This window comes from Myxococcus faecalis (assembly GCF_050039385.1).
Taxonomy (GTDB): domain Bacteria; phylum Myxococcota; class Myxococcia; order Myxococcales; family Myxococcaceae; genus Myxococcus; species Myxococcus fulvus.
This window is the reverse complement of record NZ_CP144336.1, coordinates 2,403,227-2,425,035: the sequence shown is the minus strand read 5'-3', so window position 1 is coordinate 2,425,035 and position 21,809 is coordinate 2,403,227. Positions and strand designations below refer to the sequence as shown.

The 21,809-nt window shown below is 70.3% G+C and carries 18 protein-coding genes; 10 read left to right on the top strand and 8 right to left on the bottom strand.

Annotated elements, in window-relative coordinates:
• Positions 1 to 21 precede the first annotated feature (21 nt).
• Positions 22 to 2,157 (top strand): M28 family peptidase, encoded by a 2,136-nt coding sequence (locus VZQ01_RS09540; protein ID WP_223785431.1) that lies wholly within the window; start codon positions 22 to 24, stop codon positions 2,155 to 2,157.
• A gap of 40 nt (positions 2,158 to 2,197) precedes the next feature.
• Here the strand turns inward: VZQ01_RS09540 and VZQ01_RS09535 are convergent, their stop codons facing one another.
• Both VZQ01_RS09535 and VZQ01_RS09530 read right to left on the bottom strand, forming a co-directional pair.
• Complete coding sequence (locus tag VZQ01_RS09535) at positions 2,198 to 2,809, bottom strand: SMI1/KNR4 family protein (RefSeq protein ID WP_426747628.1); 612 nt, start codon at positions 2,807 to 2,809, stop codon at positions 2,198 to 2,200.
• Between the two features lie 84 nt (positions 2,810 to 2,893).
• Entirely contained in the window at positions 2,894 to 3,361 is a 468-nt protein-coding gene (locus tag VZQ01_RS09530) for a hypothetical protein (protein WP_426747627.1), read from the bottom strand.
• Between the two features lie 107 nt (positions 3,362 to 3,468).
• Between VZQ01_RS09530 and VZQ01_RS09525 the strand changes: the two genes are divergently transcribed.
• Positions 3,469 to 3,894, top strand: a complete 426-nt coding sequence (locus VZQ01_RS09525) for a DoxX family protein (RefSeq protein WP_141331658.1) — start codon at positions 3,469 to 3,471, stop codon at positions 3,892 to 3,894.
• 38 nt (positions 3,895 to 3,932) lie between these two features.
• Here VZQ01_RS09525 and VZQ01_RS09520 read toward each other — a convergent pair whose 3' ends face one another.
• The 4 genes from VZQ01_RS09520 to VZQ01_RS09505 form a co-directional block, all read right to left on the bottom strand.
• Complete coding sequence (locus VZQ01_RS09520) at positions 3,933 to 4,412, bottom strand: (2Fe-2S)-binding protein (protein WP_248544180.1); 480 nt, start codon at positions 4,410 to 4,412, stop codon at positions 3,933 to 3,935.
• A 2-nt stretch (positions 4,413 to 4,414) separates the two neighbouring features.
• A complete protein-coding gene (locus VZQ01_RS09515; protein ID WP_426747625.1) occupies positions 4,415 to 6,571 on the bottom strand; it encodes a xanthine dehydrogenase family protein molybdopterin-binding subunit in 2,157 nt (718 codons plus the stop codon).
• A gap of 132 nt (positions 6,572 to 6,703) precedes the next feature.
• Positions 6,704 to 7,813: an SGNH/GDSL hydrolase family protein gene (locus tag VZQ01_RS09510; protein ID WP_426747624.1), complete on the bottom strand. Its 1,110-nt coding sequence runs from the start codon at positions 7,811 to 7,813 to the stop codon at positions 6,704 to 6,706.
• Positions 7,814 to 7,968: 155 nt separating this feature from the next.
• A complete protein-coding gene (locus tag VZQ01_RS09505) occupies positions 7,969 to 9,030 on the bottom strand; it encodes a hypothetical protein (RefSeq protein WP_426747623.1) in 1,062 nt (353 codons plus the stop codon).
• 190 nt (positions 9,031 to 9,220) lie between these two features.
• On the opposite strand from VZQ01_RS09505, the gene VZQ01_RS09500 reads away from it, so the two are divergent.
• Positions 9,221 to 9,799: a hypothetical protein gene (locus VZQ01_RS09500; protein WP_426747622.1), complete on the top strand. Its 579-nt coding sequence runs from the start codon at positions 9,221 to 9,223 to the stop codon at positions 9,797 to 9,799.
• Between the two features lie 19 nt (positions 9,800 to 9,818).
• Here the strand turns inward: VZQ01_RS09500 and VZQ01_RS09495 are convergent, their stop codons facing one another.
• Positions 9,819 to 13,625 carry an FG-GAP-like repeat-containing protein gene (locus VZQ01_RS09495; RefSeq protein ID WP_426747621.1) on the bottom strand — a complete coding sequence of 1,269 codons (3,807 nt, stop codon included), beginning with the start codon at positions 13,623 to 13,625 and terminating at the stop codon, positions 9,819 to 9,821.
• Positions 13,626 to 14,108: 483 nt separating this feature from the next.
• Between VZQ01_RS09495 and VZQ01_RS09490 the strand changes: the two genes are divergently transcribed.
• The 4 genes from VZQ01_RS09490 (at position 14,109) to VZQ01_RS09475 (ending at position 18,092) form a co-directional block, all read left to right on the top strand.
• Positions 14,109 to 15,275 (top strand): acyl-CoA dehydrogenase family protein, encoded by a 1,167-nt coding sequence (locus tag VZQ01_RS09490; protein WP_141332262.1) that lies wholly within the window; start codon positions 14,109 to 14,111, stop codon positions 15,273 to 15,275.
• Between the two features lie 56 nt (positions 15,276 to 15,331).
• Positions 15,332 to 16,927 (top strand): AMP-binding protein, encoded by a 1,596-nt coding sequence (locus VZQ01_RS09485; protein WP_426747620.1) that lies wholly within the window; start codon positions 15,332 to 15,334, stop codon positions 16,925 to 16,927.
• 109 nt (positions 16,928 to 17,036) lie between these two features.
• Complete coding sequence (locus tag VZQ01_RS09480; protein WP_426748947.1) at positions 17,037 to 17,738, top strand: iron-containing redox enzyme family protein; 702 nt, start codon at positions 17,037 to 17,039, stop codon at positions 17,736 to 17,738.
• A 93-nt stretch (positions 17,739 to 17,831) separates the two neighbouring features.
• Positions 17,832 to 18,092 (top strand): DUF3892 domain-containing protein, encoded by a 261-nt coding sequence (locus tag VZQ01_RS09475; RefSeq protein ID WP_141332259.1) that lies wholly within the window; start codon positions 17,832 to 17,834, stop codon positions 18,090 to 18,092.
• Positions 18,093 to 18,102: 10 nt separating this feature from the next.
• On the opposite strand, the gene VZQ01_RS09470 is transcribed toward VZQ01_RS09475, so the two are convergent.
• Positions 18,103 to 19,185 (bottom strand): LuxR C-terminal-related transcriptional regulator, encoded by a 1,083-nt coding sequence (locus tag VZQ01_RS09470; protein ID WP_223752045.1) that lies wholly within the window; start codon positions 19,183 to 19,185, stop codon positions 18,103 to 18,105.
• A 258-nt stretch (positions 19,186 to 19,443) separates the two neighbouring features.
• Between VZQ01_RS09470 and VZQ01_RS09465 the strand changes: the two genes are divergently transcribed.
• From VZQ01_RS09465 to VZQ01_RS09455, 3 genes are all read left to right on the top strand, one after another.
• Entirely contained in the window at positions 19,444 to 19,974 is a 531-nt protein-coding gene (locus VZQ01_RS09465) for a DUF2147 domain-containing protein (protein ID WP_141332257.1), read from the top strand.
• A gap of 85 nt (positions 19,975 to 20,059) precedes the next feature.
• Positions 20,060 to 21,076 carry a type I glyceraldehyde-3-phosphate dehydrogenase gene (gap, locus tag VZQ01_RS09460; protein WP_223752044.1) on the top strand — a complete coding sequence of 339 codons (1,017 nt, stop codon included), beginning with the start codon at positions 20,060 to 20,062 and terminating at the stop codon, positions 21,074 to 21,076.
• 13 nt (positions 21,077 to 21,089) lie between these two features.
• A complete protein-coding gene (locus VZQ01_RS09455; protein ID WP_426747618.1) occupies positions 21,090 to 21,782 on the top strand; it encodes a RibD family protein in 693 nt (230 codons plus the stop codon).
• Positions 21,783 to 21,809 lie beyond the last annotated feature (27 nt).

The window sequence follows — 21,809 nt, the reverse complement described above, 5'->3', positions numbered from 1 at the left end:
GTTGCCTGCACCGAGACCTCCATGCGCCTTCGCCTGCTCCTGTCCGTCGCCGTGCTCGTGTCGCTCCCCGCCTTCGCCCAGCTTCCGGTGTCTCCCGTGGGGCCGGTGTCGCCCACGACGGGCCTGGTGCTGAGGGACGACGTGGTGCGCGCCCTCATCTCGGAGAGCTCCGGGGACCGCATCCATGACGGTGTGCAGCGACTGTCGCTGCTGGCCCGGGACAACGCGGAGGGCTACGGGCAGGCGGCGGAGTGGGTCGCCGCGAGCGCGAAGGCCGCGGGGCTGCAGGACGTGCGCGTGGAGCCGATGAAGGAGGAGCTCCAGTGGCGCGCCACCCGGGGCGAGCTGTGGGTGTCCGGGCCGCACCGCTACAAGGTGACGTCGCACGCGGACCAGCCCATGGCGCTGGCGCTGCGCAGCGGCAGCTTCGAGGGCAAGGCGCTGGAGCTGGTCGACGTGGGGCAGGGCAACCAGGACTCGGACTACGCGGGCAAGGACTTCCAGGGCAAGGTGGTGCTCACGCGGGGGCACCCCGTCGCGGTCCTGCGCCGGGCGGTCGGGAAGCTCGGCGCGGTGGGCGTGCTCTCCTCGTACTCGACGCCGCCCTGGAACCAGCCGCATCGCATGGATGGGGACTTCCCCGACCAGATTGGCTGGGCGGTGGTGCCGCCGGGGATTCGGCCGGAAGGGCAGCCGGCGCCCTTCCTGTTCATGCTCACCGACCGCCAGGCGCGCGAGCTGCGAGCGCAGCTCCTGACGGGCCCGATGAAGGTGGACGTGAGCATCGCCACCGAGACGAAGCCGGGGCACTACTCCGTCGTCAGCGGCGTCATCCCCGGCCAGCGCTCGGACGAGGAGATTGTCCTCACCGCGCACCTGGACCATTACAAGCCGGGGGCAAATGACAACGCCTCGGGCGCGGCCACGGTGCTGGAGATGGTGCGCACGTACACCACGCTCATCCGGGACGGCGTGCTGCCGCCTCCGGTGCGCACCGTGCGGGTGCTGTGGCTGCCGGAGTTCGAGGGGACGCGCGAGTGGTTCGAGCGCCACGGCGCCGAGCCGGTGCGGCGGGTGGCGCACTACAACTTCGACATGCTCGGCGCGAGCCTGACGAAGGTGCACTCGCGCTTCTCCGCGTCGTACACGCCGGACTGGCTGGGCAGCTTCGTGAACGCGGTGACGGAGTCCACGGTGGCGTTCATGAACCGCTTCAACGCGGTGACGTATCCGTCCCGCAAGGACTTCCGCATCGGCTCCGTCACCGGCTCGCGCGAGCCGATGGATATGCACCTGGAGCGCTATGGCCGGGGCTCGGACCACCAGCTCTTCAATGACCACGGCATCCCCGGCGTGGCGTTCTCCACCTGGCCGGACGACGCGTATCACACGAGCGGGGACCGGCCGGAGAACGTGGACCCCACGCAGCTGCACCGCGCGGCGTTCGCGGGGCTGGCCTCCATCACCGTGGCCGCCTGGGCGGAGGGCCCGGGGGCCCTGGAGCTGGCGCGGCTGGTGTCGGTGCACGGCGCCCGGCGCGTGGCGGAGGACGAGTTCCGGGCGCGCAAGGACCTGGCCGCGGCGCCCGCCGAGCAGGTCGCGGGCACCTACCGGCTCGCGCGCGCGGTGGTGCGCGCCGCCTACGCGCGGGAGCGCGAGGCCTTGCGCTCGTGCCAGCCGTTGGGCGCGCCGGCCGCGTCGGTGAAGACGCTGACGAAGCTGTTGGACCGCGCCGAGGAGCAGGCGCTGGAGCGCGTGGAGGCGGATGGCAAGGCGCGAGGTGTCTCGCTCAAGGAGCCCGCCGTGACGGAGGCGGAGCGCCGCGCCCGTGCCTTCGTCCCGCGACGGGTGAAGGGCAAGGAGCTGGCCTCCTTCGATGAGCTGGCGGGCAAGGTGGCTCCAGCGGACCAGCCCCGGGTGGACGCGGTGCGGGCCGCGTTCCGGGACGCCGCGTCGGCGCTGCGGGAGCAGGGGGAGGGCGAGCTGCGCTTCTACCAACTGCCGGATGCCATCGCGAGCTACGCGGACGGTCGTCGCTCCGTGGCGGACATCCGCGACGCGGCCTATGCGGAGTACGGGTACGTCTTCCCGGTGGAGGGGCTCGTGGACCTCTTCGCGCTGCTCCAGCAGGGCGGCATCATGACGAGCACGCGCTGAGGCACGAAGGCCCCCGCGACTCGGGGGCCGTGGCGCCGGACTACAGCGACAGGCGCTTGTCGGCGAAGGTCATCCCGGGAGCGCCCACGTCCTTGAGCCAGCTCGGCGGCTTGGGGGCGGTGAGGGCCGCGGTCATCGTCTCGAGCCACTGCGGGAAGGACTCGAAGTCCGGCATGGCATCCTCGGGGTTGTGCCACGCACCGGTCGCGAGCACGCGGGCGCGCGGCTGGTCCTGGTGGTGGTAGTAGATGGGGTACTCACCATTCGGGCCCGGCTTGCTCACGTCGAAGCACCACACGGCCTCGCCGCCCGCCTCCGCGAAGCCGACCAGGTGGTTGGTGGAGAGGTCCACGCCCTCCTCGATGGAGACGCCCTCCGGCAGGTGGACCAGGTCCTCGTTCGCGCTGGCGATGTCCTCCGCGTCGTAGAGCCAGAAGCCCACGTCCAGGCCGTCCGCCTGGAGATTGCGCTCCGCGATGCACAGTCCCAGCGCGAGCGCCTCGCGATAGCTGGGGGGCGGCGTCCAGCGCAGGGTGCCGAAGTGCGGCTTCACGGCCTTCACCAGCGCGTCGGCCGAGATGGGCTCGGAGAGGGTCAGCTCCAGCAGCTTCGACTGCTTCAACGCCTCGATGGACTGGGAGACTTGTTTCATGCGCGCGGACGCTAGCCCGCGACCCTCGCGAAACCAACGACGCCCGACCCGTGTGTCACGCCACGGACGGAGCCGGAGTGCGCTTCACCGAGGGGTCGAGGCCGATGAAATCCAGTGCAGCGGGTCACCGTCGTGTGAAACCACCAGGGCGTGTCGCCCCAGCTTCAGCGTCTCTTCGAGCCCGATGACAGGGGCGTAGAAGACGTGCTCGCTCCGGGGGAACGAGAGGAGTCCTTCGGTGCACAGGACGTATTCCGGGAACACGTCCTTCATCTCCATCGAGGTGTGGAGGACCAGCACCATGTACGTGTGGCCACGCAGGCCGTCCAGGATGTCGGAGGGACGGAAGTCGTCGCTCGTCGCGACGACGGGCGCCCGGGTCAGCTGGAAGGCGCCCGTGCGCCGGTCGAAGTCGAAGCGGGCGAGCGCCGCGGGCTGCAAGGCGGGCAGGGTGCTCGTCAAGAACCGCTCGACGGCGGTCCAGCCGGGATGCCGCGAATCGGCGGACAGCTCCCATTCCTGATACGTCCACGCATCTTTCCGTGTCTGCATGTCTTGTTTATGAGGCATGGGCCAATCCATTGGCGAGAACTCCCAACAGGGGACGACCTGGATTATGTCTCGCGCAGGTCAAACCCGGACTCCTCGAAGGATTCATCATGAAGCTCGCCTCCCTGTTCCCCGCGCCCCTGCCGACGGCGCCCAGCGTCGGCCTGCTGCTGCTGCGCCTCGTCGCTGGCATCGCGTTCATGTTCCACGGCTGGTCGAAGATCCAGAACCCGTTCGCCTGGATGGGCGCCGAGGCGCCCGTGCCGGGAATCCTCCAGGCGCTCGCCGCGCTCTCGGAGTTCGGCGGCGGGCTCGCCTGGGTGCTGGGCCTGCTCGTGCCGCTGGCGTCCCTGGGCCTCTTCTTCACCATGGCCGTCGCCACGCACGTCCACGCCGTGGTGAAGGGCGACCCGTTCGTCGGCCATGCCGGCAGCTATGAGCTGCCCCTGCTCTACCTGGTCATCGCCGTGGTGCTGATGACCGTGGGGCCCGGCCGCTTCGCCCTGGACACCTGGCTGCGCAAGAAGCTCGGCTGAGCACTCGCGAGGCTCGTGGGCATTCCACCCGCGAGCCGTCACCCACCCGTCGCACCACTTCGCAGCAGCAGGGCGGCGCGCTTGATGGCGGCGCGGATGCGGACATAGGTGCCGCACCGGCAGACGTTGTCGCTCATCGCCGCGTCGATGTCCGCGTCGGACGGGTGGGCGTTCTTCTTCAGCAGCGCGACGGCGGCCATGATCTGCCCCGGCTGACAGAAGCCACACTGGGCCACGTCCTCCGTCATCCAGGCCTGCTGCACCGGATGCAACCCCTGTGCGCCCAGCCCCTCGATGGTCATCACCTCGCGCCCCTGAAGCGTGCCCACCGGGTGGATGCAGGGCCGGAACGCCTCGCCGTCCAGGTGGCTGGTGCACGCGCCGCACACGCCCACGCCGCAGCCATACTTCGGCCCCGTCACGCCCAGCACGTCGCGCAGGACCCACAGGAGCGACAGGTCCTCGGGCGCCTCCACCGACACCGTCTGACCATTGAGGATGAACTGATGGGCCGGCATGCTCAGACTCCCTCGTCGAGGATGGGGAAGCGGTTGGGCATCGTGCCCCGGGCCCGTGCAATCGCGTTCGTCAGCGCGGCCGCGGCGCTGGGGTAGCCCAGCTCGCCCACGCCGCCCACGCGGTCATCCGAGCGCACCAGGTGCACCTGGATGTCGGCCGGGACGTGCTTCATGCGCATCCAGCGGTAGTCCGCGTAGCTGCTCTCGCGCACCGCGCCCGCGTCGATGTGGATGCCCGCGCTCAGCGTGGTGGACATCGCGTCCACCGCCGCGCCCTGGAGCTGGGCCTCGATTCCCTTGGGGTTGATGGGCAGGCCCACGTCCGCGGCGATGACGATGCGCAGCACCCGCGGCGTCCCTCCGGTGACGTCCACCTCGATGAGGTGCGCGATGGCGCTCCCCCACTCCTCCAGCACGGCGACCCCCTGCGCCACCCCGGGCGGCAGCGCGCGCCCCCACTGCCCCTCCGCCACCACCTTGTTCAGCACCGCCTTGAGCCGGTTCGAGTCGAGCCGCTCGCGACGCAGCGTCACCGGGTCCACCTGGAGCTCTCGCGCCAGCTGGTCGACGAAGACCTCGTTCGACACGCCGACCTGGCTGGTGAACACCGAGCGGAAGGACGCGGTGGGAATCGGGATGGAGATGTCGCGCAGCTCGTGGCTCACCTGTCCGAACGAATAGGGGAGCTTCTGCGACAGCGCGAAGAACACCGCGCCGGTGACCTCCGGGAGCACTTCTCCGACCAGCGCGGTGACGACGTCGCCGAAGCCGTGCGGCACCTCCAGGGTGGGGATGGCGGCGCGGTGGTGCCAGCCCAGGATGCGCCCGCCCAGACCCAGGTGGGCGAGGATGCGGTGGTGGCTCGCGGGACGGAAGCGCCCGTGGCGCATGTCATCGTCCCGGCTCCACATCAGCTTCACAGGCTTGCCGATGGCCTTCGACACGAGCGCGGCCTCCACCGCCGCCTCGTTGAAGAACCTGCGGCCGAAGCCACCGCCCGCGCGCACGGTGTGCACCGTCACCTTCCACGGCGTCAAAGCCCAGCCGAGCGCCCGCGCCACCTCGCGCTGGGCATGCTTCGGGTCCTGCGTCCCCACCCAGACCTCCGCCAGTCCGCCCTGCACGCGCGCCACGCAGCTCTGCGTCTCCATGGGGGCGTGCGCCAGGTAGGGGAAGTCGAATCTCCCCTCCAGCGTGCGCGTCGTGAACAACGGCGGCAGGGGCCGCGCGCCGATGCCGTCGCGCAAGCGCGTGCGGATGTCCGCGTCGGACAGCGCGCTGGCGGGGCCGGGCGTCCAGGTGATGCGCAGCGCCGCGCGGGCCGCGAGCGCCTGTCCGAAGGTCCGGGCCACCACCGCCACGCCGGTGCCCAGCGAGACCACGTCCACCACGCCGCCCATGGCCCGCGCCGCCGCGTCGTCGACGGTGCGGACGGTGCCGCGCAGCGTGGGAGGTCTCGCCACCACCGTGGGGAGCGCCTCGGGGAGGTCCAGGTCCAGGGCGTGCCGGGTCGCCCCCGTGACGATGTCCCGCGCGTCGATGCGCCCGGTGGGCTTGCCCACCAGCGTGTACTGGCTCACCGGCTTGGGCTGCGTGGAGACCAGCGGCAGCACCACGCGAGCGGCATCCTGCGCCAGCTCGCCATAGCCGGCGCGTCGACCATCGGGCGCGCTCACCACGCCCCGCGCGGTGGTGAGCGTGGGCGCCAGGACCCGCCAGCGCAGCGCCGCCGCCGTGACGAGCCGGGCCCGCGCGTCCGCCGCCGCGGCGCGAAGCGGCCCGGACAGGAGGCGCATCGTGGTGGACATGCCCGTGAGCTGGGTGAACCAGCGCGAGTCCGCGTCCTCGTGGAGGATGGAGACCGCGTCGAGCGCGACGTCGAGCTCCTCCGCGACGAGCATGGCCACGGCGGTGGTGATGCCCTGGCCCATCTCCGTGCGTGGAAGGGTGGTGGTGACGCGTCCGTCCTCCTGGAGCGTCAGGTAGAGGTTCATCGTCGCCGCCGCCGTCTCCTCGGGCTGCGCGGCCTGGGCCGTGGGCACATCGAGCCCCAGCCGGGCCGCAATCATCAACGTGGGAGAAGCGACGACCCACGTCAGGAAGCGACGGCGGTCCAATCCTTCGGAAACGGGAGCGTCTGACCCGAGCGTGTCCGCCATGGCCAAAGCATGGCACACCGAGCATGTGAGCCCAATGGCCTGCCAGGTCGCTCCATCAGCCGTTGGACACGTGTGTCGTTCAATGAGGACAGAGCATTCTCCTGTCCACGGCGTGGCTTGTTGGCAGATGCCTTATTGGCGAATCACGTCCTGGATGAAGCGGCTCAGCGCATCGGCCATCTTCGCGTGTGTGGCGGCGGACGGATGCCAGTCCTCGGCGACTCCGTCCACGGACGGATTCTGCACGGCCATGACATGGCGGTGGACGCGCGTGTCGCCCTGTTGATGGCGCTCCGCGACCAGCTCGGTGAGCCAGTCGCCCACGTGGACGGAGGTCACCTGGCCGCCCTGCTCGTGCTGCTTGTAGCCATCCGTCATGCTGCCCAGCGTACACACGAGGTGTGCTCGCGGATGCAGCGTGCGCAGGCGCGTGAGGAACGTCCGATAGGCGGACTTGAAGGCCGCTTCATCCGGGAGGAACACGTCGGTGCCGTGACCGGCGAGGGTGTCGTTGCTCCCGGCGTTGATGACAATCACGTGCGGTGATTCACCGGAGGAATCCCAGGGCGCGCTGTGGCCGGGGACCGCGAGCTCGTAGAGGGCGGGGACCAGTCCCGTCGTCGACAGGTCCAGGTTGCGGTACACGCCGTGCCCCGAGTGGCAGATGAGCGAGGCCTCCGCGCCCATCTTCCGGGCCGTGAGCCATGCGTAGGCTCGCGTGGGGTTCTCGTTCTTGGAGGTGAAGGTCGGCGCCCGCCAGGAAGGGGAGGGCGGGATGATGGCAACCTCGGAGCCGTAGCCGCAGGTGATGGAGTCTCCGACGAACTCCATCCGCAGCGCCGCGCGGGGCGGCGGCTCCCGGAGCTCTCCGTGGACCTCGAGCGCCTCGAGCGTGGTGACGCCCACGGAGGTCTCGGTGCGCTTGAGGACCTCCACTGTGTGGAGCCCCAGCGGGAGCCCGGTGGCGAGCGGATAGGTGGCCGCGCCGCTCTTCACCTCCAGCTTCTGGGGCGCGCCCCCGTCGACGATGACGTCGAAGTAGTTGGTCTTCGTGTCGCCGCCTGGCCCTGCGTCGTCGAGGCGCATGCGCAGGGCATCGCCCCAGAACCGCACGCGAATCGTCACGCCGGGATGGGAGAAGACCACGCGAGTCCCGGAGCGGTACGCGCGTCCGATGACCTGCACCCGCGAGTCGGAGGCGGGGATACCGAGCCATGAGGGCGTCTGGGCAGGGGCTTCCACGAAGGGCGCGGACTCCGATGAGACGAGGTGCGCGGCGTTGTCGTTCGGAGTCTGCGAGGACGACCGACACGCGGTCATCGACATCGTGAGTCCGAGCCCGAGGGCCGGCAGGCCGCGTGAGTGTCCTCGGGGCTTCGGGGGGCGGGTGGGGGGCTTCATGGCTTCCTCCGAGAGTCCATCTTGCGCCGTGGGGCCGTGGAGGGTCGGGAGGTCTTGAACAACAGTGTCCAGCGCTCGCCATCGAAGAGGGAGGCGCCTCGGTGGCTCGCGCTCAGCATCCTCGTGCCATCCGGGCTGAGTCCGATGCGACCGGAGCACCTCGCCACGTCCGCCTTCATCCTCGGGTCCACCTCGCGCACGGGTCGCAGCCGTCCTTGCTGGGTCTTCACCCAAAGGCCCTCATGGGTCCCGCAGTAGAGCGCACCCGCGAACCACGCGCTGTCGCTGAACTCCGACAGGGGCAGCCCTCCATCCTGGAGTCGCTTCCACTCCTTCCCCCGGCCGACCCAGAGAGCGCCCCGGTGGCCGGTGAGGTAGACGTTCCCATCACCGGCGCAGCACACCGTGTGCACCAGCGTGTCCTTGGCAAAGGGCAACTTCGTCCAGTCCTTCCCGTCGAAGTGCCAGACATCACCGAAGCCGCCCACGGCGTACAGGTCGTCGGAGGCGAAGCCATCCAGGTCGTTGAAGCCCGTGCTCCATCCCGCCTGCTTGTCCGTCGCGCGAGGGAAGGGCGCGCCCTTCGCGCTCGCCGCGAGCGGCACCCCGCGTTGCGCGCCCTGGCGGCGGAGGATTTCGCGGGCATCGGTGAGCGCGTAGACGTGGCGGCCCACGCGCTTGAGGTTCCTGACGTGGCCCTCGTGGTGCTTCAGGCGAGTTTTCCATGGCAGCGGGGGCGCATCCTGGGTGGGCGTGCCCCGGCCTGGACACCGGTAGAGCCGCCCGGCGGGGTCGACCGCGAGCAGCTCGAGTGAGGGAGAGATGGCCACCGCGCTGCGCACCGGACCGAGATTGAGCGCGTCCACATGGGAGAACCGCCGCGCGGCGGGCGCGTCCAGGTCGCAGCAGAGAAAGCGCGTGTCGGGGTCGAGGCTGAAGCCCGCCTCGCCTTCATCCAGGACGAGGGTGAAGTGGAGTCGCCCCGCATGGGAGATGGCGCAGTCATGGATGACGTAGCCGCGCAGGTGCCGGCTCCACGTCCTCGCGTCGAAGAGCATGTGCCGGCCGATTCTGCCTCGCCGCCCCTCCCGGGACGAGGCCGGGTCCATGGGGACGCGCCACCGGTCGACACGGTCCGCCCTGGGGGAGGGGGCGCGCTTCGTGCGCGGGCGCATTGAATAGCGCTCGCTCCCCGCCGTATAGGCGGATGCCCGTTTCATTCCTGGGCCTGGAAGGAACCGATACATCATGGGTGTGCGCTGGATGCTGGGCTGGACTCTTCCGTTGGTTGCCCTCGGCTACGCCGAGGCGTCGTCCCAAGCCGTGGTGACCCCGAGCACCCAGGGGGCCCCCGCGCCGGCGGCCCCCAAGCGCGTGGAGCTCTCCTATCAGGACCCGAGCTGCAACCCGGCGGAGGCGCAGCAGTGCCTGTGCGTGGGCAGCGTGGGCTCGGCGCAGTCCGCGCTGCGCGAGCTCGGGCTGGATGCGCAGGTGCTCCGCACGACGGGCGTGCCCTGCATCCGGGGCGACTTCGACCAGGACGGCGCGCCGGACTACGCGTTCCCGGGCAAGGGCTTCTCGTGCAATGGCTCGGTGCCCGTGCGCGTCCTCTTCACGAGCAAGGGGCTCGTGCGTGAGGTCCAGTCACTGCCCCGCGAGGTGAGCTGCCTCCAACTCTACCTCCCGAACAAGAAGCCCGGCCGCCATGGCGTGCCCGCGACGAGCCGGGATGCGCTCGTGGACTGGGGCGAGGGCAACGCCACCTGGTTCTATCGCTATGATGGCAAGCGCTGGACTGCCACGAGCCACCTGTCCGAGTCGCACTGACCCGGGGCCCTCGCCTGCCTCAGGGCGGCACGCAGACGTTCAGCACCATCGTCGCCGCCTGGGCGTCCACGCTGCTGAAGGCGAGGTCGGGCAGGCCGTCCGCGTTCCAGTCCGCGATGAGCCCGTCGCGGGCGGTGCGTCCCCAGCCGGGCAGGGGACCCAGGGCGAAGGTGTTGGGCGTGGTCTGCATCACCACGCGTGCGCCGAACGGCTCGAAGGAGAAGGTGTCCGTGAGGCCGTCGGCGTTGAAGTCCGCCGTGAGGATGCCATTGCCCGCGCGGATGCCCAGGCTGTGCTTGGGCGTCAGCGTGGGCTGACGGGCCGAATCATAGGTGAGCAGTCCCACCTCGCCCCGGTCGATGAGCAGGCCGACGGTGCCCTGGCCTTCCAGGTCCGCGCGACCCATGGCGCGGTGCGTGTACTCGCCGGTGAAGGTCGTCTGTCCGGTGAAGGTGCCGTCGCCGTTGCCCCAGACGACGTACACCTCGCCCTTGTCGAGGTTGGGGTTGCCCGGACGCAGGAGCGCCAGGTCCATGTGGCCATCCCGGTCCAGGTCGGCGGAGACCAGGGTGTGCACCTCGTAGTTGGCCGTCACGTCCACGGTGAGGCGGGGCGCGAACTTCCCGCTGCCCTGGTTGAGCCACACGCCGAGCTGGATTTTCGAGGGGGTGAACCGCTCCGTCGTCACCAGGTCGAAGCGGCCATCCTCGTTGAGGTCCACCGCGATGAGCTCCGCCTGCGTCCAGTCCTCGTCGTAGCGCTCCGCGGGCGCGAAGCCTCCGCCCGGCAGGCGCTTGAAGACGACGAGCTGGGGCAGCACGCCCGTGGACGGCGTCAGCGACGTGGTGAGGGCGGCCAGGTCCTCGCGCCCGTCACCGTCCAGGTCCACGGAGACCAGGTCCTGCACCCCGGCGGTGACCTTCTTTCCCGCGGGAGGCACGAACACGGGTGACAGCGCGGCGGTGCTCCGCTCCGGGCTGCCCGACAGCGACATGAAGATGGCGTTCTTCTCGTTGCTCCCGGCGGCCAGGTCGGCGAAGCCGTCCGCGTTGAAGTCGCCGCTGGCGAGCCCGCCCGGGGCGCCCTCGAGCTGGAGGCTCTCGATCAGGGAGCTCGTGCCCCAGAGCATCTGGACGGACATGTAGCCGGTGAGCGCCACGTCCGTGAAGCCATCGCCGTCGAAGTCACCCGCGGCGGGCGCGTAGTGCTCGCCGTTGTAGCCGAGGCTGCGCGGCGTGGAGAAGGGCATGGGGCCGGCGCTGCCCGGCAGGAGGTTGAGCTGCCCGCCCGGGGCGCTGGTCCAGAACAGGTCCTGGCGGCCATCCTCGTTCATGTCGGCCAGCAGGGGCGACCGGACCGTCGAGCCGAACGGACGGGCGAAGGGCATCTCGGACGCGAGCGCCAGCGTCCCACCCGAGGGGCTGAAGACGCGGACCTTCTCGGGGTGGAGCAGGGCCAGGTCGTCCACGGCGCCGTCGTGGTCGAAGTCACCCGCCACCAGGTTTCCGTAGCAACTGGTGCACGGAGCGTAGACGGGGACCCGGAACGAGCCGGTGCCCGTGCCGTTGACCTGCACGATGCGGTTGTTGGCGCTGTCGAGCCGGGCGTAGTCCAGGTTCCCGTCCCCGTTGAAGTCGGCCACCACGGGGCAGTCGTACGTGTTGGAGGAGATGACGGTGGTGGGGGCGAAGAAGGTGCCGTCCCCCTTGCCGCGATAGAGCAGCGTCCGTCCCAGGTGGACATGGGCGAAGAGGTCCAGCTTCCCGTCGCGGTCGAAGTCCCGGGCGGTGAGGCAGTTGAAGCTGGTGGTGACGTTGGTGCCCAGCGGCGTCGACAGGGGCGCCTGGAAGGTGCCCGTGCCCTGGCCGAGGTAGACGGTGAAGCCGCCCGTCCTGTCATCGCTGTCGGTGCCCAGGATGGCGGCGACATCCAGCTTCCCGTCACCATTGAAGTCCGCCACCACGGGGGGCTCCGAGCTGAGGACGTTGCCGGCGCTGGCGGAGTTGGCCAGCCGCGTGCAGCCGCGCCCGGGCCCGCTGGCGAGCACGGTGATGTCGAACAGGTTGCCCACCAGGACGTCCTGGCGTGAGTCCCCGTTGAAGTCGCCGGCGCCCATGAAGTCTCCCCCCGTGGGGTAGGCGAACTGGGACACGGGCGCGAAGGACGGCGTCGCGCACGCCAGGGGCACGACGTGGCGGTGGAATGCCGGCGCGGAGGGGCGTCCGTCACCCGCGCTGTTCCGGGCCTTCACCTGGAACAGGTAGGTGGTGCCCGTGGCCAGCCCGGGCACCGTGGCCACGCGGGCGCTCGCCGGGACGGTGACGGAGCCGCCGCCGGGGGTGGCGGTGACGACGTACCCGGTGACGGGGTCCGTGGCGGGCGCGGAGGCCGGGTTCCAGCGCACGACGGCGCCCGCGGAGGTGGAGTGCACGCGCACGTCGGTGGGCGCGCGCGGCTGGGCGCGCAGCTGGATGGGCGCGGAGGTGGTGGCCGGGCCAGCGCCCACGCTGTTCGAAGCGGTCAGCGTGAAGGTGTAGGTGGCGCCGGGCGTGAGCGTGGAGAGGCGGGCCACGGTGGGCGAGGCTGGGAAGCTCTGGTCCACGCCCGCGGGGGTGGAGACGAGCCGGTAGCTGGTGACGGGTCGGCCACCGTCGTTGGCGGGCGGCTGCCAGTCCAGCTCGAGCTGCCCCGCGTGGTAGACGCCGGTGAGCTGGACGGGAGCCGATGGCGGCGAGGGGAGCGTCACGGAGGGGGTGGTGGCGGTGGCGCCCGTGCCCGACGAGTTCTGCGCGGCCACGCTGAAGCTGTACGTGGCGCCGTCGGCGAGGCCCGTCAGGTAGAGGCTGGTCGCCGTCGAGGACGCCTGCTGGGACACGCCCGTGGGGTGCGTGGTGACGACGTAGCCCGAAATCGCGGCGCCACCGTTGTTCGTGGGCGCGGTCCACCGCACCTCCGCCGCGCGGATGTAGGGCGTCACCGTGACGTTCTGGGGCGCGCTCGGCAGGGCGGCGACGCGGACCGACGAGCTGGTGTTGGGCGTGGAGGTCCCCACCGCGGTGGTGACCACCAGCGTGAAGGTGTAGCTCTGGCCGTTGGTGAGGCCGGTGACGAGCGCGGACCGCTCGGTCGTGTGGATGACCTGCCCACCCGGCGCGACGGTGACGGTGTAGCCCTGGATGGGCTGGCCGCCGTCCGACGGCAGGCTCCACTCCAGCTCCACCTTCTGGTCCGCGCCCTTCAAGCGGGTCCAGGTCGGCGTGGCCGGCAAGGAGAAGGTGCGCACGGCGGCGGACTGGGTGGAGGTCTGCCGGGTGCCATCCGCGTAGATGGCGGTGACGGTGAAGCGGTACTGCGTGCCATTGGCCAGGCCGGTGACGACCGCCGTTCGGGCGGCGGCGCCCGCGCTGACCTTGAGGCTGGAGGGCGTGGCGGCGACCTCGAACGAGGACAGCGCGCTGCCCGTGGTGGACGGGGTGTAGCTCCAGGCGACGGTCATCTCGCGGATGTCCGGCGTCGCCGTCACCCCGGTGGGCGCGGTCAGTGTCTCGGTGCCCGCGTCACTCCGGCCCGCGTCGGGCGTGCCGGCATCCTCGCGGCCCGCGTCCGGAGTCCCAGCGTCCGGAGCTCCCGCATCCGGCGTGCCTGCATCCGGAGTCCCGGAGTCCGCCTCACCCGCGTCGGTCTCGTCGGGCTTGCTCGCGTCGGCGGTGCCCGCGTCGGTCAGGAGGGAGTCGCCGGGGGCCTCGGAGGAGGACTTTCCTCCACAGCCCACGGCTCCGAAGCCGACGACAATCGTCGTGGTCAGCAGGAGGATGAATGCTCGCATGATGCCTGACTCTCCAGGGCGGGGGCGCCCAAGGGCGTTGTCCTCCTCAACGTCTCGTCCGGGAGAATGTCGCGACGAATCGGGTGCACGGGCGGCGAGCACCCACCGTCACGGTGACGGTCGGCTCCACGGGCCACGCGCGCGCCCCTCGTCCCGATTCCGCGCCACGTGGAGGGGGCGCACCGTGGGTCGGGCCACTGTGCGCACCCGCTGCACATCCCGGTGGATGACGCGGTGGGCCGAAGTGCCGCGAACGACACGACGGTGTCCCCTCCAGGGATGAGTCCTTGTGGGGGGCGGGATGTCCGCTCGTCTGGTTCTTGAAAAAAGCAAGCGTGCTTGCTTTTTTAGAAGGGCGGGATGCAGACTCGGGGCTCATCGGTAGGAGGGTGTGCTGGACGCCCGTTGGGTGCGCGCGCCGCGCCGGGGTGGCGCCCTCCCTTCGTCGACCCTTCTCTGGCTTTCGAGCCACCGAGGCAGCGCATGCACGAGACCCAGGAACACCGCGCCATCCGTCAGACGGTCCGCAAGTTCGTCGAGCAGGAGCTCAACCCCCACGTGGACGCGTGGGAGGATGCGGAGCTCTTCCCGGCGCGGGAGGTGTTCAAGAAGCTGGGGGAGTTGGGGCTGCTGGGCATCACCAAGCCCACGGAGTTCGGCGGGCTGGGGTTGGACGCCTCGTTCTCGGTCGCCTTCGCGGAGGAGCTGGGTCACTGCACCTGCGGCGCGCTGCCCATGGCCATCGGCGTCGTCACGGACATGGCCACGCCCGCGCTCGCCCGCTTCGGAAGTGACGAGCTGCGACGGGAGTTCCTCGCGCCCACGCTCGCCGGGGAGCGCGTGTGCTCCATCGCGGTGAGCGAGGCCGGCGCCGGCTCCGACGTGGCGAGCGTGACGACCACCGCGCGCCGTGACGGCGACGACTACGTCATCACGGGCGGCAAGATGTGGATCACGAATGGTATGCAGGCGGACTGGGTCTGCCTGCTCGCCAACACGGGGGACGGCCCGGCGCACGCGAACAAGTCGCTCATCATCGTCCCCATGGACCGGCCCGGCATCACCCGCGCGAAGATTCGCAAGCTCGGCATGTGGGCGTCCGACACCGCGCAGCTCTTCTTCGACGGCGTGCGCGTCCCGGTGCGAAACCGCATCGGCGACGAGGGGCGCGGCTTCGCCATGCAGATGCAGCAGTTCCAGGAGGAGCGCCTCTTCGTGGCGGCGAGCACCCTGGTGACGTTCGACCGGCTCATCGCGCAGACGGCCGAGTACGCGCGGGAGCGCAAGGCCTTCGGCCAGTCGATTCTCGACAACCAGTCCGTGCACTTCCGGCTCGCGGAGCTGCAGACGGAGGTGGAGGCGCTCCGCGCGCTCATCTACCGCACCGTCGCCCTCTACATCGAGAACAAGGACGACCCGCAGGTGGTGAAGCTCGCCTCCATGTGCAAGCTCAAGTCGGGGCGGCTCGCCCGGGAGCTGGTCGACGGCTGCCTCCAATACTGGGGCGGCATGGGCTTCACCTGGGACAACCCGCTGGCGCGCGCGCACCGTGACTTGCGCCTGGGGTCCATCGGCGGCGGCGCCGACGAGGTGATGCTCGGCATCATCAGCAAGGCCATGGGCACCCTGCCTCGCAAGTCGCGAGGCTGAGGTGCATGACGGGGGGGACCACTCGCGCGCCCGAGTCGGGCGGGAAGGAGCACACGATGGGACAGACCCCGGAAGCCGTCTACAAGCACATCAGCCGCGTCTCGCTGGGAGACATCCTCCGCCGCTCGGCGCTCCGGTGGCCGGAGCGCACGGCGCTCATCGACGGTGAGCTGGAGCTGTCCTACGCGGAGCTGGACCGGCGCGCCAACGCGTTCGCCCACCACCTGCTCGGCGAAGGACTCTCCCCGGGCACGCGGGTGGCCATGCTCTGCGGCAACTCCGCGCAGATGGTCACCGCCTTCTTCGGCATCTACAAGGCGGGCCTGGTCTGGGTGCCCATCAACACGGGCCTCTCCGTGGAGGCCATCGGCTACATCCTCGAGCACGCCGAGGTGTCGCGGGTGGTCATCGACCTGGAACTGCTCGCGAAGCCGGAGCTGCGCGCGATGCTCGACGCGCGGGGCCTGGGCCTCATCGTCTGTGTCCCCGAGGGACAGGCCGCGCCCGGAGGCGGCGCGGTCGCCTTCCTGGACACGCTGAAGGGCCAGCACGGCACGCCGCCTGCGGTGGACGTCGAGAGCACGCAGCTGGCGCAGATCATGTACACCAGCGGCACCACCGGTCAGCAGAAGGGCGTGATGCACTCGCACGCGTCCATCCACTCGGCGCTCAGCGGGAACCTGTTCGAGCTGGAGCTGCGTCCCAGCGACGTGACGTTGTGCGTGCTGCCGATGTTCCACTGCGCGCAGCACGCCGTCTCCGTGTCGTTCCTGATGGCGGGCGCCACCGTCATCGTGCGGCGGGTGTTCGAGCCCGGCGCCATGCTCGCCACCATCGAGCGGCGCGGCGTCACCTTCCTGTTGGGCCTGCCCATCATGTACGGCGCCATGCTGGCGCACCCGGCGCGTCCGACGACGAAGCTGTCCAGCCTGCGCATGTGTCTGTACGTCATGGCGCCCATGGCGCGCACGCTGCTCGTGGAGCTCCTGGAGAAGTTCTGTCCGGGCGGGTTCGCGCTCGCGTCGGGGCAGACGGAGATGTACCCGGCCACCACCATGTTCAAGCCCGAGCAGCAGCTCAAGCGGTTCGGCTCGTACTGGGGGGACTCGGTGGTGACGAACGAGACGGCCATCATGGATGACGAGGGCCGGCTGCTCGGCCGCGGCGAGGTGGGCGAAATCGTCCACCGCGGGCCGAACGTGATGCTCGGCTACTACAAGGACCCGGAGGCCACCGAGCGCGCGCGGGCGTTCGGCTGGCACCACACCGGCGACCTCGGCATGTTCGACGCCGACGGCCAGCTGCTCTTCGTGGACCGCAAGAAGGACATGAGCAAGACCGGTGGAGAGAACGTCCCGTCCATCAAGGTCGAGGAGGTCCTCCTGCGCCACCCCGCCGTCCTGCAGGTGGCGGTGGTGGGCCTGCCGCACCCGCGCTGGGCGGAGGCCGTCACCGGCTTCGTCGTGCTCAAGCCCGGCGCCTCGGCCACGGCGCCGGACCTCATCACCCACTGCAAGCAGCACCTCGGCGGCTTCGAGGTGCCCAAGTCCGTCGTCCTGCTGGAGGCCATGCCGCAGACGTCCACCGGCAAGGCCCAGAAGTTCGTGCTCCGTCAGCAGCACGAGCGGCACTACCAGGACGGCGCGCCGTAGCGGCACCCAGGCCTCGGACAGGGGCCTCCTCTCCCCCTGTCCTCCCACGCAGACGTCGCCGCGGCGCACTCCGGGCCGCGGCGACGAAGGGAGTCACATGGACGGCCGGATGTGGCCCGGAGAGGAGACACACGTGCAGACGCGGACGCAGGACCCGACGGGGTGGGTGGAGCTCCTGGACCAGGAGGCGAGGGCGCTGGTGGCGGCGCTGGACGCGCACCCGGACGCGCGGCGGCTCTTCGACGGCACGCTCGACGAGGCGGGCTACATCCACTACCTCGTCCAGACGTACCACTACGCGCGCTGGAGCACGCCGATGCTGGGCGACGCCGGGCGCAGGCTGCGGCGGCTGGGCACGCACCCGTGGCTGGCGGAGCTGCTGCTGCGCAAGGCGGACGAGGAGCGCGGCCACGAGAAGTGGCTCCTGTCGGACCTGAAGAACCTGGGCGTCGGGGCGGAGCGCGTCGAGCGCGCGGTGAGGACGCCCGCGGTGGAGGCGTACACCGGCTGGAACTTCTTCACGTCCCGCTCGGGCGTGCCGACGGCGGTGCTGGGGACGGCGTACGTCCTGGAGTACCTCTCCCAGACGCGCGCGAGCGGCGCGGTGGAGCGCCTCATCGCCGTGGACGCCATCCCCAATATCCGCAAGGCGGTGACGTTCCTGCGCAGCCACGGCGCGCTGGACGAGGGCCACGTGGCGGAGATGAACACGGTGCTGCGCGAACTGACGGACCCCGAGGAGCAGGCCGCCGTGGTCCTCTCCGCGCGCGCCACGCGCAGCATCTACCCGGGCATCTTCCGGGAGGGCTGAAGCGGGCCTCTACCTCCGGGGAGGTAGAGACACCTTGCGCCTGGAGGGCGATCCTCCGCCCTCAACCGTGGCATTCGAACCGGAGGCGACTTCATGCGCTACATCACCCAGATACGACTCGAGGGGGGCACGCTCCACGAGCACATCACCCGCCTGCGCTGGGTCGAGGCGACCCACGCGGGAGAGTGCAGCCGCGCGGAGCTGGTGCTGTGGGTCCAGAGGGGCGGGGATGCGCGGGTGCGCAACAGACCCATGGACGTGAAGGTGGAGGTGGTCGAGGCGACGCCTCCGTACCTGCGCACGAAGGCGAACGGCATCTCCACCGACAACCTGCTCGCGCTCCCACGCTTCTAGGAGCGACTGCTCAGAGGGGCCGGTTGAGGTGGGAGGCCTGGTAGAGGAAGTCCGCGCGGTTGTCGACCTTCAGCCGGCCGAAGATGTCGCGCACGTGCGTCTTCACCGTGTCCTCGGAGAGCCCGAGGTGCTCGGCGATCTGCTCGTTGGACCAGTTGCGCAGGATGCCCTGGGCGATGTCGACCTGCCGGTTCGTGAGCTGCAGGCGCATGTTCTGCGGGAGGGGAATCGACATGGGGACCTCGTTCATGGACAGGGCCCACTGGGCGGGGCCCTCGGGCTGGGGCAGTTCGATGAAGCGCACCACCAGGTACGTCTCGCCGCGCAGCGACACGAGCGGGTTGTGCTTGAGCCGCTCGTCCGGGGACATGCGCGTCAGGGCCTGCAGTCGCTCCAGCAACATGCCCGGGATGCCCGATGCGTGGAGGTCGGAGGGCGCGAACCACGTGTCCAGGAGCACCCTGGCGCGCTCCGAGCGCAGGAGCTCACGGCTCGGCGGGAGCACCACCAGGAAGCCCGCGTCCGGCCGGTTGTAGAGCTCCTCCAGGAGCCGCGCGCCGCTGCGGGCCGCCTGCATGTCGCGGCAGTTGCGGATCGCGTTGGTGAGGTGGGGCGTGAGGCTCGTGAGGAGCGCGGCTTCGTGCTCGGAGAACTCCACCCGGCGGTCCCGGTACAGGGTGAAGGCGCCGAGCAGGGTCTCCTTGGCGGGCAGCAGCACGGCCATGACGTGCTCCAGCCTGAGGTCCAGCTCCTGGCTGCGCCGGTACAGCGCGCTGGCTTCCAGCGCCCTGCGCGGCAGCATCTGCGTGTCCCGGAGCACCACGTTGGGCTGCGCGAAGATGGGCGCGCGCACGAAGTCCGAGTCGGCCCACCGGGGGTACTCGTCCAGCAGCGTCAGCCGGTGGCCGGGGACCAGCCACTGGAAGTCGAGGGGCGGCCCCGGCGTCATCACGCACAGGCCCATGTGGTCCGCGGGGGTGAGCTCGAGCAGCGGGGCCCGCGTCGCCTCCAGGACCAGCGGCAGGGACAGGGAGCTGTGGAGGGCGGTGATGATTCTCTCCCTCAGTTCGAGTTCCTTCGACGTGAAGTGCATCGCCGTGAACGTCCTCGGGTTCGTGCTGCGCCTGGCTTCTTGAATAGGCGCGCGCCCGAGGGCTGTCGCTCACCCCTGGGGGGTAGGCCCCGGGCTTGACGGGTGGCCCCTGGCGAATGGTGTCGATGCCGCACAGCGGCATCCGTGCGCGTCACGCGGGGCTGCCTCCTGGTGTGACGTTGGAGTACAACCGGGCTGGTGGGGCGCTCGAGCGCAAGCCCCCTCCGACGTGAGCCCCGCGCGCAAGGACCTCAAGACATGAAAGCAACCCGGTGGTTCGGACTCACTTCCCTGTGTCTGATGATGGCCTCGAACGCCCTGGCCCAGGACGCGGCTCCCGCCGCGGCCCCTGCCGCCGAGGCTCCCGCCGCCGCGCCGGCCGCGAAGGCCCCCGCCGCCGCTCCGGCGACCGGTCCCACGGGCCGGTGGACGACCATCGATGACGAGACGAAGAAGCCCAAGTCCGTCATCGTCATCACCGAGCAGGACGGCAAGCTGTTCGGCAAGATTGAGAAGCTCTTCCGCGAGCCGACCGAGGACCAGAACCCCGTCTGCGACAAGTGCCAGGGTTCGCTCAAGGACCAGCCCATCATCGGGATGACCATCCTCCAGAACCTGAAGAAGGACGACGACGAGTGGACGGGCGGCACCATCCTCGACCCGGCCAACGGCAAGACCTACAAGTGCAAGGTCGCCGTCGAGGACGGTGGCAAGAAGCTGAAGGTGCGCGGCTACATCGGCATGTCCCTGCTGGGCCGCACCCAGCACTGGGTCCGCGCCACGGAGTAGTGGAGTTCGCCGGATGAGCCCGGCGGCGGGCTCCCCATCCGTGGGGAGCCCCCGCCATCCCTTCTTCCCAAGGAGACCTGACGCAATGACCCGGAAACTCGCCATCAACGGCTTCGGCCGCATCGGCCGCTGCATCGTCCGCGCGATGTTCGAGCGAGGCATCAAGGACCTGGAGCTCGTCGCGCTCAATGACCTGACGGACGCCGCGACGCTCGCGCACCTGTACAACTACGACACCGTCCATGGTCGGGCCACGCACCGGGCCGAGGCGCGGGACGGCAAGCTCGTCATCGAGGGCCGTGAGATTCGCGTCGTCGCGGAGAAGGACCCGGGCAAGCTCCCCTGGAAGGAGCTGGGCGTGGACATCGTGCTGGAGTGCACGGGCTTGTTCACCGACAAGGAGAAGGCCGTCGCGCACCTGTCCGCCGGGGCGCGCAAGGTCATCATCGGCGCGCCGGCCAAGGGCCACGACGCGACCATCGTCCTGGGCGTGAACACGCAGGACTACGACGCGGCGAAGCACCACGTCATCTCGTGCGGCTCGTGCACGACGAACTGTCTGGCGCCGGTGGCGAAGGTGCTGCTGGACGGCTTCGGGCTGGAGCGCGGCCTGATGACGACGACGCACTCGTACACCAATGACCAGGCGCTGCTCGACGTGCCGCACCGCAAGGGCGACCTGCGCCGGGCGCGCGCCGCCGCGCAGAACATCATCCCCGCGTCCTCCGGGGCCGCCAAGGCGCTGAGCGAGGTCATCCCGTCCCTCAAGGGCAAGTTCGATGGTCAGGCGATGCGCGTGCCGACGATGGACGTCTCGCTCGTGGACCTCACCTTCGAGAGCACCCGGCCGCTCACCAAGGACTCGATTCACGCCGCGATGAAGGCGGCGAGCGAGGGGCCGATGGCGAACATCCTCGGCTACACCGAGGAGCAACTGGTCTCCAGCGACTACCTGGGGGATGCGCGCTCCTCCATCTTCGACGCCACGCTCACCCAGGTGCTGGGCGAGCGCTTCGCCAAGGTCTTCGCCTGGTACGACAACGAGTGGGGCTTCTCGAACCGGATGATCGAGCTCTCCCAGCTCGTGGCCTCCAAGCTCTGACAGGAGCCGGACCATGAAGGACGCGAAGCGGCCGTATGTCGTCTGCCACATGGTCCCATCGCTCGACGGGCGCATCGTCACGAAGGGGTGGAAGCTGCCACCCCGGGCGATGGCCGAGTACGAGCGCACGGCGGAGACCTACGACGCGGACGCGTGGATGATTGGCCGCATCTCCATGGAGCCCTACGCCGGCAAGGCGAAGGTGCCCGTGCGCAAGGCGGGCGCGCCGATTCCCCGCGAGGACTTCATCGCGCGGCGCGACGCGGAGTCCTACGCCATCGTGGTGGACCCGTCCGGGAAGCTCACGTGGAGGTCGGGCTCCATCGACGAGGAGCACGTCATCACCCTCCTCACCGAGCAGGTCTCCGACGACTACCTGGCGTTCCTCCAGGCCAAGGGCGTCTCGTACCTGTTCGGCGGCAAGGACTCGCTGGACCTGAAGAAGCTGCTCGCGAAGCTCCGGAAGGTGTTCGGCATCCGCAAGCTCCTGCTGGAGGGGGGCGGGAAGATCAACGGCACCTTCCTGGCCGCGGACCTCATCGACGAGCTGAGCATCCTGGTTGCGCCCATCGCGGATGGCGGCGTGGGCACGCCCGCGCTGTTCGATGTGGAGGGGAAGCGGGGGTGCGCGCGGCACCTGAAGCGGGTCTCCGTCGAGAAGCGCGCGGGGGACTTGCTCTGGCTGCGCTACAAGCCGAAGCGCTGAGCGCGAGGCCCGGGCACTCCTGCTACG